This window comes from Sphingobium sp. RS1, from assembly GCF_056156825.1.
This window is the reverse complement of the sequence record NZ_JBLZXE010000002.1, coordinates 3,283,815-3,302,240: the sequence shown is the minus strand read 5'-3', so window position 1 is coordinate 3,302,240 and position 18,426 is coordinate 3,283,815. Positions and strand designations below refer to the sequence as shown.

The following is an 18,426-nucleotide window of genomic DNA, read 5'->3' as shown; positions in this document are numbered from 1 at the left end:
CAACAGGGAGAGGATCGACATGAAAGCGACAGCGAGTTGGACAGTTGCAGCGATGATGCTGCTCATCACGCCTGTCCATGCGCAACATGTCCATGCGATCATCGTTGGCGACAGCATCGCCGACCGGCAGGCGCAGCGGGACGCGCGGCAAACGCCCTATGCCGCGCCGGGCTATGGCCCGATCGACACCGCCGCCGCCGCGCGCGATGCCTGTGCGGAAAAGGCGCTCTATCAGGCAGGACCGGCGTTCAAGCTCATCGGCCCGGCGCGGGCCAGCACGATGTCTACCGGCTGGGAAGTCGAAGGTGTGCTGGGTTCGAGCGAAGGCGACATTCCCTTCGTCTGCTCGGTCCGCAACGGATCGGTCAGCGGCGTGCTGCTGCGGCAATAATCAGGCGCGGTAGCGCAAGGCATCCACCAGCAGGGCGAAGGCAGGGGACTGCTGGCGCCGGCTGGGATAATAGAGATGATAGCCGGTGAAGGGTGGGCACCAGTCGACCAATATCCGCACCAGCCGGCCCGCCGCCACGTCGGCCGCGACATAATCGTCGGGCAGATAGGCGATGCCGGCCCCGTCCAGCGCCGCCTGCCGGGCAAGGGCGATATCATTGACGATCAACGGGCCTTCGACCCGCACGGCGAATTCTCGCCCGTCCCGCTCGAACTCCCAGGCGTATAGCCCGCCATAGGTCGGGAAGCGCAGGTTGATGCAACGATGCGTCGACAATTGCTGTGGTGTTCCCGGCGCCGGACGGGCCGCGAAATAGGCTGGCGACGCAACCGCCGACATCGACCAGTCCGGCCCGATCCTGACGGCGATCATGTCCTGTTCCAGCGTCTCGCCCAGACGCACCCCGGCATCGAACCGTTCGGCGACGATGTCGATCAGCCCGGTATTGACGTTCAGTTCGACCTGAATGTCGGGATAGTCGGGCAGCAAGCGATGGAGCGCGGGCCATAATATCGTCTGCGCCGCGTGGATGCCGGTGGTGAGGCGGATCATGCCCGCAGGCTTGTCCCGCAAGGCGCCGAGGGCCGACAGTTCTGCCTCGATCCCGTCGAACAGCGGGCCGATGGCGTTCAGCAGGCGCTCCCCCGCAGCGGTCGGGGCAACGCTGCGGGTGGTGCGGGTGAGCAGGCGGACGCCCAGCCGCTCCTCCAGCCCGCGCATCGCATGGCTGAGCGCAGAGGGCGACAGGCCCAGTTGGGCCGCGGCACGGGTGAAGCTGCGTGCCTGCGCGACCGCCAGGAACGCCTGAAGATCGGCCATCCTGTCTCGCGCCATTACTGAATCCTTCTCACAAACTCTTGCCGATTATCGCATCTAATACAGGTAGTGGGCAATGCCTTATATCCAGCCGGTAACGAAGGCTGGCCCGCATGTGCAGCTTATGGCCGGCCTGACAGAATAGGGAGCCCGACCATGACCCTTTCTCTCATCCTGGCAGCCATGGCGGGGACGACGCCCGCCGCCACGAACAGCCATGTGACCGAGATTGTTCGCGTGGAGGACAGCGCAAGCGAGGTCGGATCGCCCGACTATTTCACCGGTGCCGTGACAATTTCCGGCCGGTTCGAGCGTCCCGGCCCGTCGCGCGTCAACGGTGCCATCGTGCGGTTCGAGCCGGGCGCGCGTACGGCCTGGCACCGGCATCCGCAGGGCCAGACGCTGATCGTGACGGAAGGAGTGGGCTGGACGCAGATATTGGGCGGTCCGGTGCTGGAGTTCCGGGCGGGCGACATATTGTGGTGCCCGCCCAACCGCGCCCATTGGCATGGCGCCACGCCGCAATCGGCCATGACCCATATCGCGGTGCAGGAACGACAGGGCGGCATGACCGCAACCTGGCTGAACCATGTGACCGACGCGGAATATCGGGCCGGGCCACAGCGGGACTGATCGCATTATATTGGAGATATATCATGCAAACACGTGAACTGGGCCGCAGCGGCCTGCAGATGTCCGCTTTGGGACTGGGCTGCATGGGCATCAGCTTCGGCTATGCGCATCGACTGGACAAGGCGGAGGGCATGGCCCTGATCCGCGCCGCCCATGACCGGGGCGTCACCTTCTTCGACACGGCCGAGGTCTATGGCCCGTTCGTCAATGAGGAGATTGTCGGCGAGGCGCTGGCGCCGGTGCGCGACAAGGTGGTGATCGCCACCAAGTTCGGCTTCGATATCGATCCGGCCACCGGCGAAAATCGCGGCATCACCAGCCGGCCGGAGCGCATCCGCGCAGCCGTGGAAGGATCGCTGAAGCGTCTGGGCGTCGAGACGATCGACCTGCTCTACCAGCATCGCGTCGATCCCGCCGTGCCGATCGAGGACGTCGCCGGCACCGTCCGCGACCTGATCGCGCAGGGCAAGGTCAAGCATTTCGGCCTGTCGGAACCGGGCGTGGACACGCTGCGCCGCGCCCATGCGGTTCAGCCGGTCACCGCCGTGCAGAATGAATATAGCCTCTGGACGCGCGGCCCCGAAAGCAACGGCATATTGGATGCCTGCGATGAACTGGGGATCGGCTTCGTACCCTACAGCCCGCTGGGCAAGGGATTCCTGACCGGCACGATGGGCAGCGACACGAAGATCGGGAACGGCGATTTCCGCGCCAGCGTGCCGCGCTTCACCCCGGAGGCGATGGCCAAGAATCAAGCGCTGGTCGACCTGCTGCGCGCCGTGGCCGAGCGCAAGGCAGCGACGCCCGCCCAGATCGCACTCGCCTGGCTGATGGCGCAGCGGCCCTATATCGTGCCGATCCCCGGCACGACCAAGCTGCACCGGCTGGAGGAGAATATCGGCGCGGCGGCGGTCGTGCTGACCGAGGCGGAGCGGCGCGAGATCGATGCGGCGGCGGCGCTGATCCCGATCGAGGGCGATCGCTATGCACCGGCCCAACTGGCGATGGTGGGCCGGGACGCCCCTGTACGCGTGGGCTGAACAAGGATGGGAGTGCGGTGGGGATCAACCGACCGCGCCCCTCTCTATCCTCATAGGTCGCAAAGCAAATCTTGTGGCGGCAGGGGTGCTGGGCCTGTTGCTTCGGTAACATAAGCCCCGCTAAAGCCGTCGGCATGACGGCCTCTGAATCCCCCCGCCACCCGCTTCATTTCAGCAATTTCCGCGCCTATCTGGTGGGGCGCCTGTGCGCCGTGCTGGCGCAGTATAGCATGATGATCGTGCTGGCCTGGCAAGCCTATAATATCGCGCGCGAGACGATGACGACGGCGGGCGCCTCCGCACAGCTCGGCCTGATCGGGCTGGCGCAGTTCCTGCCGCTCTTCTTCCTGACGCCCATCACCGGCTGGGTCGCCGATCATTATGACCGGCGGGTCATCACCCGGCTGACGCTGACGCTGCTGACGACGGCGTCGGCGCTGCTGGCCTTTGCCACCTATGAAGGCTGGGTCAGCCTGCCGCTGATCTTCGGCATCGCGGTCATCGTCGGCATCGCCCGCGCCTTCAACGGGCCGGCCTATGGCGCGCTGGCGCCCAATCTGGTGCCCCCCGCCGTGCTGCCCAACGCCATCGCCATTTCCAGCGTGGTGTGGCAGGCTGGCATGATCGCCGGGCCGGCGCTGGGCGGCTATGCCTATGCGGCAACGCCCTGGGGCGCCTATGCGCTGGCGGCGATCCTCTATGGCGTGGCGCTGGTCGCGATGCTGCTGATCGGCCCGGTGCCGCAGCCGGCGCGCGACACGAGCCGCCATCCCGTGCGCCAGATGATCGACGGTTTCACCTATGTGAAGGGCAACCGGCTGGTGCTGGCGACGATCACGCTGGACCTGTTTGCGGTGCTGCTGGCCGGGGCGACCGCGCTGCTGCCCGTCTATGCCCGCGACATATTGCATGTCGGATCGGCGGGCCTCGGCCATCTGGCCGCCGCCCCCGGTGTCGGCGCCGCGCTCACCGCGCTCTGGTTCTCCTTCCGCCCGATGAAGACCGAGGTGGGGTTGAAGATGCTGGCATCGGTCATCCTGTTCGGCCTGTCCACCATCGCCTTTGGCTGCACCGCCTTCCTGCCGCGCGACATCGCGGTGGAGGCGGGCATTGCCGCGCTGGTGGTGCTGGGCGGTGCGGACATGGTGTCGGTGTTCGTCCGTCAGTCGCTGGTGCAACTCCATACCCCCGATGCGATGCGCGGCCGCGTGTCCAGCCTGTCGCAACTGACCATCTCCGCCTCCAACGAACTGGGCGAAGCGGAATCCGGTTTCCTGGCCGCCATGGTCGGGCCGATCGCGGCGGTGATCGGCGGCGGCATCGGTGCTATCATCATCACGATCATCTGGGCGCGACTCTTTCCCGAATTGCGCCTTGCACGTAGCTTCGATCCACCCGACATCGGGCGAGCGGAAAACAGCCAGGAGAAGCCTTCATGAAAGCTGCCACGATATTAGAAACCATCGGCAATACGCCGCATGTCCGCATCAACCGGCTGTTCGGTGATGCCGAAGTGTGGGTGAAGTCGGAACGGTCCAACCCCGGCGGGTCGATCAAGGACCGCATTGCGCTGGCCATGATCGAGGCGGCCGAGGCCAGCGGCGAATTGCAGCCCGGCGGCACGATCATCGAACCGACGTCGGGCAATACCGGCGTGGGTCTGGCCATGGTCGCGGCGGTCAAGGGCTACAAGCTGATCCTCGTCATGCCCGAAAGCATGTCGATCGAGCGGCGCCGGCTGATGCTGGCCTATGGCGCCAGTTTCGACCTGACCCCGCGCGAAAAGGGCATGAAGGGCGCGATCGAGCGTGCGCTGGAACTGGTGTCGCAGACGCCGGGCAGCTGGATGCCGCAGCAGTTCGAGAACCCGGCCAATATCGACGTGCATGTCCGTACCACGGCGCAGGAAATCCTGGCCGACTTCGCCGACACGCCGATCGACGCGCTGATTACCGGCGTGGGTACGGGCGGGCATATCACCGGCGTCGCCGAAGTGCTCAAGAAGCAATGGCCTGCCTTAAAGGTCTATGCGGTCGAACCGACCCTGTCGCCGGTCATCAGCGGCGGCCAGCCCGGCCCGCACCCGATCCAGGGCATCGGCGCCGGCTTCATCCCGGCCAACCTGCACACCCAGTTGCTCGACGGCGTGATCCAGGTCGATCCGGCCGATGCCAAGGATTATGCCCGCCGCGCCGCGACGCAGGAAGGGCTGCTGGTCGGCATCTCGTCCGGCGGCACTCTGGCGGCGATCGCGCAGAAGCTGAAGGAACTGCCCGCAGGCAGCCGCGTGCTGGGCTTCAACTATGATACCGGCGAACGCTATCTGTCGGTGCCGGACTTCCTGCCGGAATAAGGCTGGACGCTTCAGAGCTTGTCGAAGCGCGCTCGGCCCCTATGACGGGACCGCGCCCTTCGACAGGCTCAGGGCGAACGGATATTGGGAAACCAGTCGCTCGTGATCCGAATGCAGTCTTCCTCCCTCGCGGGCCGGCCTGCCCTGCTATCCTGGCCTGCCCTGCTGTCCTGGATCGTCTGGGCCTTGCTGTTCGTCGGCCTGCCCATGGGTGTCGCATCATGGGAAAGCCGGCAGCGATCGGGTGATATGCCGGAGCGTTTTTCCGCCGTTGCGGCGGCGCGGATGACGCGCCCGCCCACGCCCCCTCCCGCGGTCGAGCCGGTGCAGGTCTATGCACTGGAACGGGAGCAGGCGGTCGCGTTGAACAGCGCCGTCCCCTTCTCCCGCGATCCCAATCCGGCGGCCCGACCTTTCCTCTTTTCAGGGTCCGAGACGGATCTTGCCCGCGCGGTCGATTGCCTCGCGGCGGCGGAAATCTATGAGGCGGGTGACGATGCGGTCGGCGAAGAGGCGGTGGCGCAAGTGGTGCTGAACCGGGTCCGCCACCCCGCCTTCCCCAAGACGGTGTGCGGCGTGGTGTTTCAGGGACAGGAACGCAGCACCGGTTGCCAGTTCACCTTCAGCTGCGACGGGGCGCTGGCGCGCATGCCCGGTCAGGCGGCCTGGGCACGCGCGCAGGAAATTGCGCGCGGGGCGCTGGCGGGCAAGGTCTACCGGCCGGTCGGCCATGCCACCCATTATCATACCGACTGGGTCGTACCCTATTGGAGCGATAGCCTGGACAAGATCACGGCGGTCGGCACCCACCTCTTCTTCCGCTGGCGCGGCTGGTGGGGCACACCGCCCGCCTTTCGCCAGAGCGTAGACAAGGGGGAGCCGCTCATCAGCCGGATCGCGCGCTTTTCGCCTGCGCATCAGGGTGGCCCCGATGCGCCGCTGACGCCGCCGCCGGTGCTGGCGGCAGAAGCCGCTGCCGCGCTGGCTGCGAAACCGCAGCAGGCAATCGGCGCGGATTCACTGGGCAAGACGGTGGCCGGGGTACGCCTGATCGCGATCGCGCCGGGAGCCAAGAGCTTTCTGGTCGAACTACCGGGCAGCGGCGCCGCAGACAGCTGGCCGAATATGGCGCAGACCTTTTGCGCGGGCCGCACCGAATGCCGGATCATGGCCTGGCGCCCCGGCACCGCACCCGCCCGCCTGCCGCTCAATGACGCGCAGATGGCGGCGATGAGCTTTGCCTATATCCACAATGCCGGCAGCGGGTTGCAGCGCGCGCTGTGGAATTGCGCGCAGACCCCGCGCATGGCAAAGGCCGAGTGCATGCGCCAGCGCATCCCGACCGTGGCGCCGCCCGCCGCCGCAGCCGAACCGGGCCTGTCGGGTGTCCGCCGCAAGGAACGGTTCGAGACGGTGAAGATCGCGCCGGTTTCACCGGCTACCAAGCCGGCGCCGGCCTCTGACCCCTGACCCCTGACGGTCAGCCTTCCTCTCGCGTCAGGCGCGGCAAGCGGGCGAAGCGGGCGACCAGTTCCGACTGACGACGACAATCTGTCTTTGAATAGATGGCCTTCATCTGCGTGCGGACCGTGGCCATCGCGACGCCCCGCTCCTGCGACACATCTTCCAGCGCCTTGCCCTCGCACAGGGCGACCACGATCTCCGCTTCGGCACGGGTCAGGCCGTGCAACGCCCGCAAGCGGCTGGCGAGGCTGGCGTCATGGATGCCAGGATCGGTCGCGATAAGGACGATCTGCCGCTCGTCATCGGACCAGATCGCCGAAACCGACAGCATATAGGGCAGACCGCGCGCGCGTTGAACGAACAAGGCGCCGGCCTGTGTCCCTTCCCGCGCGGCGGCCGCGCGCAGAGCGGTTTGCAGCGCGGCGTCGCTCTGGCCATCTCGGGCAAAAAGATGGCGCTGGCGCAGGAGCAGCGCATCCTGCCGCCGCAGCATGCTTTCCCCCTGCGCATTGCAATGGATAAGCCGGCCAGCCATGTTCAGCGTGAAAATGGCATGTTCGACCAGGTCGAGCGTCGCCTGAAGCGATCGTTCCTGACGGCTGGCCCGGTCAAGCCGGTGCCGGATGTCGAACATGCGGCCGATATGGTCGATACATTGCTGGACGGCCGCCCGTTCGCGATCATCGAAGGATTTTTGCGCACGGCCGCGATGCAGGCCGATATGCCCGATCGTGTCGCCGCGCTGGATCACCCCGCCGAGGCAGCGGAATGTGTCGTCCCCCATCGGCCGGGTCCATTCATTATAGATCCGGCTGCATTCATAGGTGCGTTCCGGCACCAGTGCTTCGAAATCCCAGACGCGGTTGACCGCGCAGCCATCGAGCGCCGCCCCCCACAGATCGTCATGGACGAATTCCTGCCCGTAGAGTGCCATCTGCTCATCAGAGAAATAGCCGGAATAGCTGATTTCCGACACTTGCGCCGCACCCTGCCCCCAATGGAGGACAGCGGACCGCGCGCCGACGGCCGCCGCCAGCCGCGACGCCAGCTGATCGAAGGCGGCATCGTCGGTCGCCGCGTCGTAAATTTCCTCCGTGCGGATCACAGCCCCCCTCCCCAGCGCGCAGCGCACATGCCTACCCGTCCCGTCATCGCATATCAGCGCAACGGCATGAAAGCCCGTGAAAAAGATGTCGCCTGCATCCGCCCGATAGCGGGTTCGTCGCCGCCGGCCGTCATGATATGATGTAACACAGCGAAATTCGGAGCAGCATATGGTGTCGCGGCGGGCCTTTCTGGGCAATGGTGGTGCGTTGGGGCTGGCGCTGGCCGGCAGCGCCGGTGCGGCCACACGATCCACATCATCCGGGGCCGCGTCATCCGGGGCATGGCCGGAGGATGCCCCCTTCGCCTTCCCTGCGGACATGGCCGATTTCGCCACCGCGCAGGCGGCCCTGATGCCGCTCTATAAGGTGAACCGGGATTTCGCGACCTTCGACGCGGCCTATTATGGCGCGATGACGCTGCCGGTGCAGGCGGCCTATGACGCCCGGTCGCGCTGGGTGAACCAGAATCATGCATTGTTCCTGCGCAACGCGGCGCCCGGCCATCCGCGCGATGTCGAGCTGGACAAATCGCGGGCGGCGGTTGCGAAACTGCTTGGCGCATCAACCGAGGAAATTGCGCTGGCGGGCGGCGGAACCGAGGCGCTCTATGCGCTGATCGCCAATTATGCGCTGCTGCAACCGGGCGACGCTGTGATTTATGCCGATGTCGATTATGACGAGATGCAGTTCGCCTGCGATTATCTGGAGAGGAGCCGGGGTGCGCGGATCGTGCGCTTCTCGCTGCCGGAGCCGCATACGGAGGCAAATATCCTGGCCGCCTATGAGAAAGTGCTGAAGGAGACGCCGCGCGCGAAGCTGTTGCTGCTGACGCATCTGTCGAACCGCAACGGGCTGGTCCCGCCGGTCAAGGCGATCGTGGCGATGGCGCGGGCACGCGGAGTGGACACGATCCTGGATAGCGCACAGGCGGTCGGCCACCTGCCCTTCAGCGTCGATGACACCGGCGCCGACTTCATCGGCTTTTCGCTGCATAAATGGCTCGCCGCGCCGCTGGGCACTGGGGGCATCTATATCCGCAAGAACCGGTTGCAGGATATCAGCCCCTGGCTGGGCAATCGCATCCATGGGCCGGAGGATATCCGCGCGCGCATCCCCACCGGCACGGTCGATTTCGCCGCGCGGCTGACCGTGCCACAGGCAATCGCGGTGCATGATGCGATCGGCGGCGCGGCCAAGCACCGCCACCTGTTGCGACTGCGCGACTATTGGGTGGATCGGGTCCGCGACATTGCCGGTCTGGACATATTGGTGCCCGACGAACCCGGCCGATATGGGGCCGTGACCGGATTTCGCCTGCCCGGCATGAAGGGACCGGACGATGCGAAGAAAGCGACAGCGCTTTTCCTGGAAAAATATCGGCTGCTGGTCGTGGCGAAGGCTGGCCTCGCATCCGGTCCGGTGTTGCGGGTAACCCCTGCTTTGTTCAACAGCAGCGCCGAACTGGACCGGCTGGTCGCCGCCATCCGGGCGGAGCGCCATCTCTTCGCCTGACCCCCTTCACAAACAGCGCCATAACCCCTATATCGGCGGCAATCCGGTCGTCCGCTGGCGCTATGCGCTGATGGTCGGCCGTCCCCCGGATCGCTCGGGGTCCGGCTTCGAATAGCGCGCGAAGCTGGCGGAATTGGGCGAATTCTGGTGGGTCATCAGGTGCTGACAGTGCGGATCGGACAGTCCCGGCCCGCACTTTTTTGCGTGGAATGAAGGGTGCGAATCACCCGGCATTTCATGGCGCTTCGACTGAATTTTCGCTGTGATGCGAAAAAACACGACGAACCGATACAGGCAGGAACCGCATGGCGACCAAGGCTCTCCCCCCCATCAGCAACACCGGCGCAAAGAAGCGCATCCGCAAGGTGTTCGGCGACATCCACGAAGTTGTGCAGATGCCGAACCTGATCGAGGTTCAGAGGGAGAGTTACGAACAGTTCCTGCGTTCCGACCCGTCGATCGGCTATGTATCTGGTCTGGAAAAGACGCTGCGCAGCGTCTTCCCGATCCGCGACTTTGCCGGCACCGCCGAAATGGACTTCGTCCATTACGAACTGGAAGATCCGAAGTACGACGTGGAAGAATGCCGCCAGCGCGGCATCACCTACGCCGCGCCGATGCGCGTTACGCTGCGCCTGATCGTGTTCGAAGTCGACCAGGACACCGAAACCCGCTCGGTCCTGGATATCAAGGAGCAGGACGTCTACATGGGCGACATGCCCTTGATGACGGGCAACGGCACCTTCATCGTCAACGGCACCGAGCGCGTCATCGTGTCGCAGATGCACCGCTCGCCGGGTGTCCTGTTCGACCATGACCGCGGCAAGACCCACTCGTCGGGCAAATATCTGTTCGCCGCGCGCGTCATTCCGTACCGTGGTTCGTGGCTGGACTTCGAATTCGACGCCAAGGACATCGTCAACGTCCGTATCGACCGCAAGCGCAAGCTGCCGGTCACGGCGCTGCTGTTCGCGCTGGGCCTGACGCCGGAAGAAATTCTGGGCGAATTTTATAACAAGGTCACTTTCCTGCGCGGCGAAGGCGGCTGGCAGATCCCCTACACCGCCGAAGCATGGCGCGGTCTGAAGCCGGCGTTCGACATTGTCGACGCCGCGTCGGGCGAAGTCGTGTTCGCCGCCGGCCACAAGATCAGCCCCCGCGCCGCCAACAAGGCGGAAAAGGATGGCCTCGCCACCCTGCTGATCCCGACCGAGGAAGTCTATGGCCGCTACAGCGCCTATGACCTCATCAACGAGAGCACCGGCGAAATCTACATCGAGGCTGGTGACGAAGTGTCGCCTGAGAATCTCGAAAAGCTGGACAAGGCGGGCATCGACCGCCTCGAACTGCTCGACATCGACCATGTCGGCACCGGCCCGTGGATCCGCAATACGCTCAAGGCCGACAAGGCCGAGGACCGCGACCAGGCTCTGAGCGATATCTATCGCGTCATGCGTCCCGGCGAACCGCCGACGAAGGAAACCGCCGAAGCGCTGTTCGCCGGCCTGTTCTTCGATCCGGAACGCTACGACCTGTCGGCCGTGGGCCGCGTCAAGCTGAACATGCGCCTCGACCTCGACGCCGAGGACACGGTCACCACCCTGCGTACCGAGGATATCCTCGCGGTCGTCAAGGAACTGGTGAACCTGAAGGACGGCAAGGGTGAAATCGACGATATCGATAACCTCGGCAACCGTCGCGTCCGCTCCGTTGGCGAATTGCTGGAAAACCAGTATCGCGTCGGCCTGCTGCGCATGGAACGCGCGGTGAAGGAACGCATGTCGTCCGTCGACGTGTCGACGGTGATGCCGAACGACCTCATCAACGCGAAGCCCGCCGTGGCCGCCGTGCGTGAATTCTTCGGCTCCTCGCAGCTGTCGCAGTTCATGGACCAGACCAACCCGCTGTCGGAAGTCACCCACAAGCGCCGCGTGTCGGCGCTTGGGCCGGGCGGTCTGACGCGTGAGCGCGCCGGTTTCGAAGTCCGCGACGTGCATCCGACCCATTATGGTCGTATCTGCCCGATCGAAACGCCCGAAGGCCCGAACATCGGCCTTATCAACTCGCTGGCCACCTTCAGCCGCGTCAACAAATATGGCTTCATCGAAACGCCGTACCGCAAGGTCGTGGACAATAAGGTGACGGACGACGTCGTCTATCTGTCGGCGATGGAAGAAGCCAAGCACACGATCGCGCAGGCCAACGCCGAAGTGAATGCCGACGGCAGCTTCGTGGAAGACCTGATCTCCGCGCGTGAAGCCGGCGAATTCCTGATGGCGCCCAAGGATCACATCACCCTGATGGACGTCAGCCCCAAGCAGCTGGTGTCGGTCGCGGCCTCGCTCATTCCGTTCCTGGAAAACGACGACGCCAACCGCGCGCTGATGGGATCGAACATGCAGCGTCAGGCCGTGCCTCTGGTACGGGCCGAAGCGCCGTTCGTGGGCACCGGCATGGAAGGCACGGTCGCCCGTGACTCCGGCGCCGCCGTGGCCGCCAAGCGTTCGGGCATCGTCGATCAGGTCGACGCGACCCGTATCGTCATCCGCGCGACCGGCGACATCGAAGCCGGCCAGTCGGGCGTCGACATCTACACGCTCCAGAAGTTCCAGCGTTCGAATCAGGACACCTGCATCAACCAGCGTCCGCTGGTGAAGGTGGGCGACCTGATCGAAGCCGGCGACGTCATCGCCGATGGCCCGTCGACCGAGTTCGGCGAACTGGCGCTGGGCCGCAACACGCTCGTCGCGTTCATGCCCTGGAACGGCTACAACTACGAAGACTCCATCCTGATCTCCGAGCGGATCGTGAAGGATGACGTCTTCACCTCGATCCATATCGAGGAGTTCGAGGTCATGGCCCGCGACACCAAGCTGGGGCCGGAAGACATCACCCGCGACATCCCGAACGTCGGTGAAGAAGCGCTGCGCAACCTCGACGAGGCGGGCATCGTGTATATCGGCGCGGAAGTGGAGCCAGGCGACATCCTGGTCGGCAAGATCACCCCCAAGGGTGAATCGCCGATGACCCCGGAAGAAAAGCTGCTGCGCGCGATCTTCGGTGAAAAGGCCAGCGACGTGCGCGACACGTCCCTGCGTCTGCCGCCGGGCGTGGCCGGTACGGTCGTGGAAGTCCGCGTGTTCAACCGTCACGGTATCGACAAGGACGAACGCGCCATGGCGATCGAGCGGGAGGAAATCGACCGTCTCGCCAAGGATCGTGAAGACGAACGCGCCATCCTCAACCGCGCAACCTTCAACCGCCTCCAGGAAATGCTGCTGGGCCAGACGGCTTCGGCCGCACCCAAGGGCGTCAAGAAGGGCGTGGTCATCGACGAGGCTCTGCTGGGCGAAGTCGAGCGTCACGAATGGTGGAAGTTCGCGGTCGAGGACGACAGCCGTCAGGCCCAGATCGAAGCGGTCAAGGGTCAGTATGACGAAGCCGTCAAGCTGATCGTCGAGAAGTTTGAGGATCGCGTCGACAAGCTGCAGCGTGGCGACGAACTGCCACCGGGCGTGCTGAAGATGGTCAAGGTGTTCGTCGCGGTGAAGCGCAAGCTGCAACCGGGCGACAAGATGGCCGGCCGTCACGGGAACAAGGGTGTCATTTCGCGCATCCTGCCGATCGAGGACATGCCGTTCCTGGAAGATGGCACCCATGTCGACATCGTGCTGAACCCGCTGGGCGTGCCGTCGCGCATGAACGTCGGTCAGATCTTCGAAACGCATCTGGGCTGGGCTGCCCGCGGCCTTGGCCAGCAGCTCAAGCACGCGCTGGAAGACTGGCGCGAGGCCAATCCGAACCCGCAGGCCGGCGACATGCCCGACGCGGTCAAGGAACGGCTGCTGACCTCCTATGGTGAGCGCTATGCCGAGCAGATCGAAGCCCGTACGCCCGAACAGATCATCGATCTGGCCGAGCATCTCCAGCGGGGCATCCCGATGGCAACTCCGGTGTTCGACGGTGCCCGCGAAGCGGACGTTTCGGACATGCTGGAACGGGCAGGCCTGCATAGCTCGGGTCAGTCGGACCTATTCGACGGGCGGACCGGCGACAAGTTCGACCGCAAGGTGACTGTCGGCATCATCTACATGCTGAAGCTGCATCACCTGGTCGACGACAAGATCCACGCCCGTTCGATCGGGCCGTACTCGCTCGTTACCCAGCAGCCGCTGGGTGGTAAGGCGCAGTTCGGTGGCCAGCGCTTCGGTGAAATGGAAGTGTGGGCGCTCCAGGCCTATGGCGCTGCCTACACCTTGCAGGAAATGCTGACGGTGAAGTCGGACGACGTGGTCGGCCGTACCAAGGTCTATGAAGCGATCGTCAAGGGCGACGACACGTTCGAGGCCGGTATCCCCGAAAGCTTCAACGTGCTCGTCAAGGAAATGCGCTCGCTGGGCCTCAACGTCGAACTCGCGTCCATGGACGAAGCCGAGGACGACGACGGCATGGCGCAGGCGGCGGAGTAAGGGGATCGGGCGAGATATCGATCTGGCAAGGGTAATGAAATGAAGCTTTTTCAAAACCAGTTTGTGTTCGCAATTTTGACTGTTGCTTTCTTCATTCTGGCCATGACGAACTTCATTTATCTGCTTGCTTATCCGAACGATCCCATCTCGCCTGCCCTTCGCATCGGCACCGTCATCGGTAGCTTTGTGATGTGTTGGGCCGGCATCGCCCGTTTCCGCGCTGCACAAAGCCGCTGAACAAGTTTTTACCCTCCAGAGGGACTGAAAAATGAACGAACTGACCAACTTCGCCAACCCGGTCGCCAAGCCGGAAACCTTCGACCAGATCCAGATCGGCCTTGCCTCGCCCGAGCGCATCCGCAGCTGGTCCTTCGGCGAGATCAAGAAGCCGGAAACCATCAACTACCGCACGTTCAAGCCCGAGCGTGACGGCCTGTTCTGCGCGCGCATCTTCGGTCCGATCAAGGACTATGAATGCCTGTGCGGCAAGTATAAGCGCATGAAATATAAGGGCATCGTGTGCGAAAAGTGCGGCGTCGAGGTTACTGTCTCGAAGGTTCGCCGCGAGCGCATGGGCCATATCGAACTGGCCGCCCCTGTCGCGCATATCTGGTTCCTGAAGTCGCTGCCGTCGCGCATCGGCCTGCTGCTCGACATGCAGCTCAAGCAGCTGGAGCGCGTCCTCTACTTCGAATCCTACATCGTCACCGAACCGGGCCTGACCCCGCTCGAAAAGTTCCAGCTTCTGACCGAAGACGAACTGCTCGACGCGCAGGACGAATATGGTGAAGACGCCTTCTCCGCCGGCATCGGCGCCGAGGCTGTCAAGCAGATGCTGATGGACCTCGACCTTGAGGGCGAGAAGCAGGCGCTGCTGGACGAACTGGCCGTCACCAAGTCGGAACTGAAGCCCAAGAAGATCATCAAGCGCCTGAAGGTGGTTGAAAGCTTCCTGGAATCGGGCAACCGCCCGGAATGGATGATCCTGGACGTCGTGCCGGTCATCCCGCCGGAACTGCGCCCGCTGGTGCCGCTGGACGGCGGCCGCTTCGCGACGTCGGACCTTAACGACCTGTATCGCCGCGTCATCAATCGTAACAACCGCCTGAAGCGGCTGATGGAACTGCGCGCGCCCGACATCATCGTCCGCAACGAAAAGCGCATGTTGCAGGAAGCCGTCGACGCCCTGTTCGACAATGGCCGTCGCGGCCGCGTCATCACTGGCGCCAACAAGCGTCCGCTCAAGTCGCTGTCCGACATGCTCAAGGGCAAGCAGGGCCGCTTCCGCCAGAACCTGCTCGGCAAGCGCGTCGACTATTCGGGTCGTTCGGTCATCGTGACCGGCCCGGAACTCAAGCTGCACCAGTGCGGCCTGCCCAAGAAGATGGCGCTCGAACTGTTCAAGCCGTTCATCTACGCCCGCCTCGACGCCAAGGGTCTGTCCATGACCCTGAAGCAGGCGAAGAAGTGGGTCGAAAAGGAACGCAAGGAAGTCTGGGACATCCTGGACGAGGTGATCCGCGAACATCCGGTCATGCTGAACCGCGCGCCGACGCTGCACCGCCTCGGCATCCAGGCGTTCGAACCCGTGCTGATCGAAGGCAAGGCGATCCAGCTGCACCCGCTCGTCTGCTCGGCCTTCAACGCCGACTTCGACGGTGACCAGATGGCCGTCCACGTGCCGCTCTCGCTGGAAGCCCAGCTGGAAGCGCGCGTGCTGATGATGTCGACCAACAACATCCTGTCGCCCGCTAACGGCAAGCCGATCATCGTGCCTTCGCAGGACATGGTGCTGGGCATCTATTATCTGTCGATGGAACGTCAGGGCGAGCCGGGCGAAGGCATGCTGCTGTCCGACATGCAGGAAGTGCATCAGGCGCTCTACACCAAGTCGGTGACGCTGCATTCGAAGGTCGTGAGCCGCGTGCCGCAGACCGACGAAAATGGCGAAACCTACCTGAAGCGCTATGAAACGACGCCGGGTCGCATGCTGCTGGGCGAATGCCTGCCCAAGAGCCACAAGGTGCCCTTCGACGTCGTCAACCGCCTCCTCACCAAGAAGGACGTGGGCGACGTGATCGACGAAGTCTATCGTCACACGGGTCAGAAGGACACGGTGCTGTTCGCCGACGCCATCATGGCGCTGGGCTTCCGCCACGCATTCCAGGCCGGCATCTCGTTCGGCAAGGACGACATGGTGATCCCGGATTCGAAGGAAGGCTCCGTCGCCGAAACCAAGGCGCTGGTGGCCGACTATGAGCAGCAGTATCAGGACGGTCTGATCACGCAGCAGGAAAAGTACAACAAGGTCATCGACGCCTGGAGCCGTTGCGGCGACGTGGTGGCGAACGCCATGATGGACGAAATCCGTGCGATGCCGATCGACCCGGAAACCGGTCGCCAGAAGCAGATCAACTCGATCTACATGATGGCGCACTCGGGTGCCCGTGGTTCGCAGGCCCAGATGAAGCAGCTGGCCGGTATGCGAGGCCTGATGGCCAAGCCGTCGGGCGAGATCATCGAAACGCCGATCATCTCGAACTTCAAGGAAGGTCTGACCGTCCTTGAGTACTTCAACTCCACCCACGGCGCTCGTAAGGGCCTGGCCGACACCGCGCTCAAGACGGCGAACTCGGGTTACCTGACCCGCCGTCTGGTCGACGTGTCGCAGGACTGCACCATCGTCGAGGAAGATTGCGGCACCGAAAAGGCGCTGGAGATGAAGGCCATCGTTCAGGGTGGTTCGGTCATCGCCTCGCTCGGCGAGCGTATCCTCGGCCGGACCACGGCGCAGGACATCGTCGACAGCAAGGACGGTTCGGTCATCGTGCCGATCGGCACCCTGCTGGACGAAGCGCTGGTCGCCAAGATCGAGGCCATCGGCACGCAGGCGGTGAAGATCCGCAGCCCGCTGATCTGCGAAAGCAAGATGGGCGTGTGCGGCAAGTGCTACGGCCGTGACCTCGCCCGTGGTACGCCGGTCAACATCGGTGAAGCCGTCGGCGTCATCGCGGCGCAGTCGATCGGTGAACCGGGCACGCAGCTGACCATGCGTACCTTCCACATCGGCGGCGCAGCGAACTTCAACGAAACGTCGAACCTCGAGGCTCTGGCCGACGGTACGATCGAACTGCGCGACATGCCGACCATCGTCGACAAGAATGGTCGTCGTCTGTCGCTCGCCCGTAACGGCGAAGTCGCGATCATCGACAGCGAAGGCCGCGAACGCGAAACGCACCGCCTGCCTTACGGCGCCACCATCCTGTTTGCGGATGGCGACGCGGTGAAGAAGGGCGACCGCTTTGCCGAGTGGGATCCGTTCACCATGCCGGTGATCACCGAAAAGCCCGGTATCGTTAAGTATGTCGACCTGATCGACAACAAGACGCTGACCGAGCAGACCGACGAAGCCACCGGCATCGCGCAGCGCGTCGTCATCGAACATCGCGGTGCGGCACGGACCAAGGAAGATCTTCGTCCGCGCCTCACCCTGCTGGACGACAACTCCGGCGAATCCGCCCGCTATATGCTGGCGGTGGGTGCGACCCTGTCGGTCGACGATGGTGCGCAGGTGCAGGCCGGTGACGTGCTGGCGCGTGTCAGCCGTGAAGCGGCCAAGACCCGCGACATCACCGGTGGTCTGCCGCGCGTCGCCGAACTGTTCGAAGCCCGCAAGCCCAAGGACAATGCGATCATTGCCAAGGTGTCGGGCCGCGTCCAGTTCCTCAAGGATTACAAGGCGAAGCGCAAGATCGCCATCAATCCGGAAGATGGCGGCGAGCCGGTCGAATATCTGATCCCCAAGAGCAAGGTGATCGACGTTCAGGAAGGCGACTATGTGAAGCGTGGCGACAATCTGATCGGCGGTTCGCCCGATCCGCACGACATTCTGGAAGTGCTCGGCATCGAGCCGCTGGCCGAATATCTGGTCGCCGAAATCCAGGAAGTCTATCGCTTGCAGGGCGTGAAGATCAACGACAAGCACATCGAAACGATCGTTCGTCAGATGTTGCAGAAGGTCGAGATCATCGAGTCCGGCGACACCACCCTGTTGGTGGGCGAGCAGATCGACCGCGAGGAAATGGACGAGATCAACGCCAAGCTCCAGCCGGGCTTCGCGCCCGCCGCTGGCAAGCCGGTGCTGCTCGGCATCACCAAGGCCTCGCTCCAGACCCGTTCGTTCATCTCGGCGGCCTCCTTCCAGGAAACCACCCGCGTCCTCACGGAAGCGGCGGTTCAGGGCAAGAAGGACACGCTCGTTGGCCTGAAGGAAAATGTCATCGTCGGCCGCCTGATCCCGGCGGGCACCGGCGCCGGCATGAACCGCCTGCGCGTTGCCGCTTCGTCGCGGGACGCAGCGCTGCGGGCCGCGCTGCGCGCCTCTGCCCAAGTGGACCTGATCGCGCCGAAGACGGCCGCTCAGGAACATGCCGCCGAACTGGCGCAGGGTCCGGAAGCTGCGATCGGCAACGATCCGCTGGCCGCCGTGCAGGGTGACGATTTCACCACGCAGGATATGGACTGACCCCTTTGAAAGACTGGGGGCGGCATCCTATATAGGATGTGGCTCCCAGCCCTTCCC

At 64.2% G+C, this 18,426-nt stretch carries 12 protein-coding genes; 10 read left to right on the top strand and 2 right to left on the bottom strand.

Going from position 1 to position 18,426, the window contains the following annotated elements; all coding sequences use genetic code 11:
* Window positions 1-19: 19 nt before the first annotated feature.
* The gene (locus tag ACNHGR_RS17915) at window positions 20-391 is read left to right on the top strand and encodes a hypothetical protein (protein WP_475287816.1); all 372 of its coding nucleotides are present in this window, start codon (window positions 20-22) and stop codon (window positions 389-391) included.
* Here ACNHGR_RS17915 and ACNHGR_RS17910 read toward each other — a convergent pair whose 3' ends face one another.
* A complete protein-coding gene (locus ACNHGR_RS17910) occupies window positions 392-1,285 on the bottom strand; it encodes a LysR family transcriptional regulator (RefSeq protein ID WP_475287815.1) in 894 nt (297 codons plus the stop codon).
* A 138-nt stretch (window positions 1,286-1,423) separates the two neighbouring features.
* Between ACNHGR_RS17910 and ACNHGR_RS17905 the strand changes: the two genes are divergently transcribed.
* The 5 genes from ACNHGR_RS17905 to ACNHGR_RS17885 all read left to right on the top strand — a co-directional run bounded on the left by ACNHGR_RS17905 (window position 1,424) and on the right by ACNHGR_RS17885 (window position 6,763).
* Entirely contained in the window at window positions 1,424-1,900 is a 477-nt protein-coding gene (locus ACNHGR_RS17905) for a (R)-mandelonitrile lyase (RefSeq protein ID WP_475287814.1), read from the top strand.
* Between the two features lie 23 nt (window positions 1,901-1,923).
* The gene (locus ACNHGR_RS17900; protein ID WP_475287812.1) at window positions 1,924-2,940 is read left to right on the top strand and encodes an aldo/keto reductase; all 1,017 of its coding nucleotides are present in this window, start codon (window positions 1,924-1,926) and stop codon (window positions 2,938-2,940) included.
* 134 nt (window positions 2,941-3,074) lie between these two features.
* On the top strand, window positions 3,075-4,379 hold the full coding sequence (locus ACNHGR_RS17895) for an MFS transporter (RefSeq protein ID WP_475287810.1): 1,305 nt from the start codon (window positions 3,075-3,077) through the stop codon (window positions 4,377-4,379).
* Complete coding sequence (gene cysK / locus ACNHGR_RS17890; protein ID WP_184270014.1) at window positions 4,376-5,293, top strand: cysteine synthase A; 918 nt, start codon at window positions 4,376-4,378, stop codon at window positions 5,291-5,293. The genes ACNHGR_RS17895 and cysK overlap by 4 nt, the downstream gene beginning before the upstream one ends.
* A gap of 111 nt (window positions 5,294-5,404) precedes the next feature.
* Window positions 5,405-6,763, top strand: a complete 1,359-nt coding sequence (locus tag ACNHGR_RS17885) for a cell wall hydrolase (RefSeq protein ID WP_475287807.1) — start codon at window positions 5,405-5,407, stop codon at window positions 6,761-6,763.
* Between the two features lie 10 nt (window positions 6,764-6,773).
* Here ACNHGR_RS17885 and ACNHGR_RS17880 read toward each other — a convergent pair whose 3' ends face one another.
* Entirely contained in the window at window positions 6,774-7,862 is a 1,089-nt protein-coding gene (locus ACNHGR_RS17880; RefSeq protein ID WP_475287805.1) for a helix-turn-helix transcriptional regulator, read from the bottom strand.
* 169 nt (window positions 7,863-8,031) lie between these two features.
* Between ACNHGR_RS17880 and ACNHGR_RS17875 the strand changes: the two genes are divergently transcribed.
* From ACNHGR_RS17875 to rpoC, 4 genes are all read left to right on the top strand, one after another.
* Entirely contained in the window at window positions 8,032-9,375 is a 1,344-nt protein-coding gene (locus ACNHGR_RS17875) for an aminotransferase class V-fold PLP-dependent enzyme (protein ID WP_475287804.1), read from the top strand.
* A 305-nt stretch (window positions 9,376-9,680) separates the two neighbouring features.
* Entirely contained in the window at window positions 9,681-13,844 is a 4,164-nt protein-coding gene (rpoB, locus tag ACNHGR_RS17870) for a DNA-directed RNA polymerase subunit beta (protein ID WP_184270008.1), read from the top strand.
* Between the two features lie 39 nt (window positions 13,845-13,883).
* Window positions 13,884-14,081: a hypothetical protein gene (locus ACNHGR_RS17865; RefSeq protein WP_475287803.1), complete on the top strand. Its 198-nt coding sequence runs from the start codon at window positions 13,884-13,886 to the stop codon at window positions 14,079-14,081.
* 31 nt (window positions 14,082-14,112) lie between these two features.
* Window positions 14,113-18,369, top strand: a complete 4,257-nt coding sequence (gene rpoC, locus ACNHGR_RS17860) for a DNA-directed RNA polymerase subunit beta' (RefSeq protein ID WP_475287801.1) — start codon at window positions 14,113-14,115, stop codon at window positions 18,367-18,369.
* Window positions 18,370-18,426: the final 57 nt, after the last annotated feature.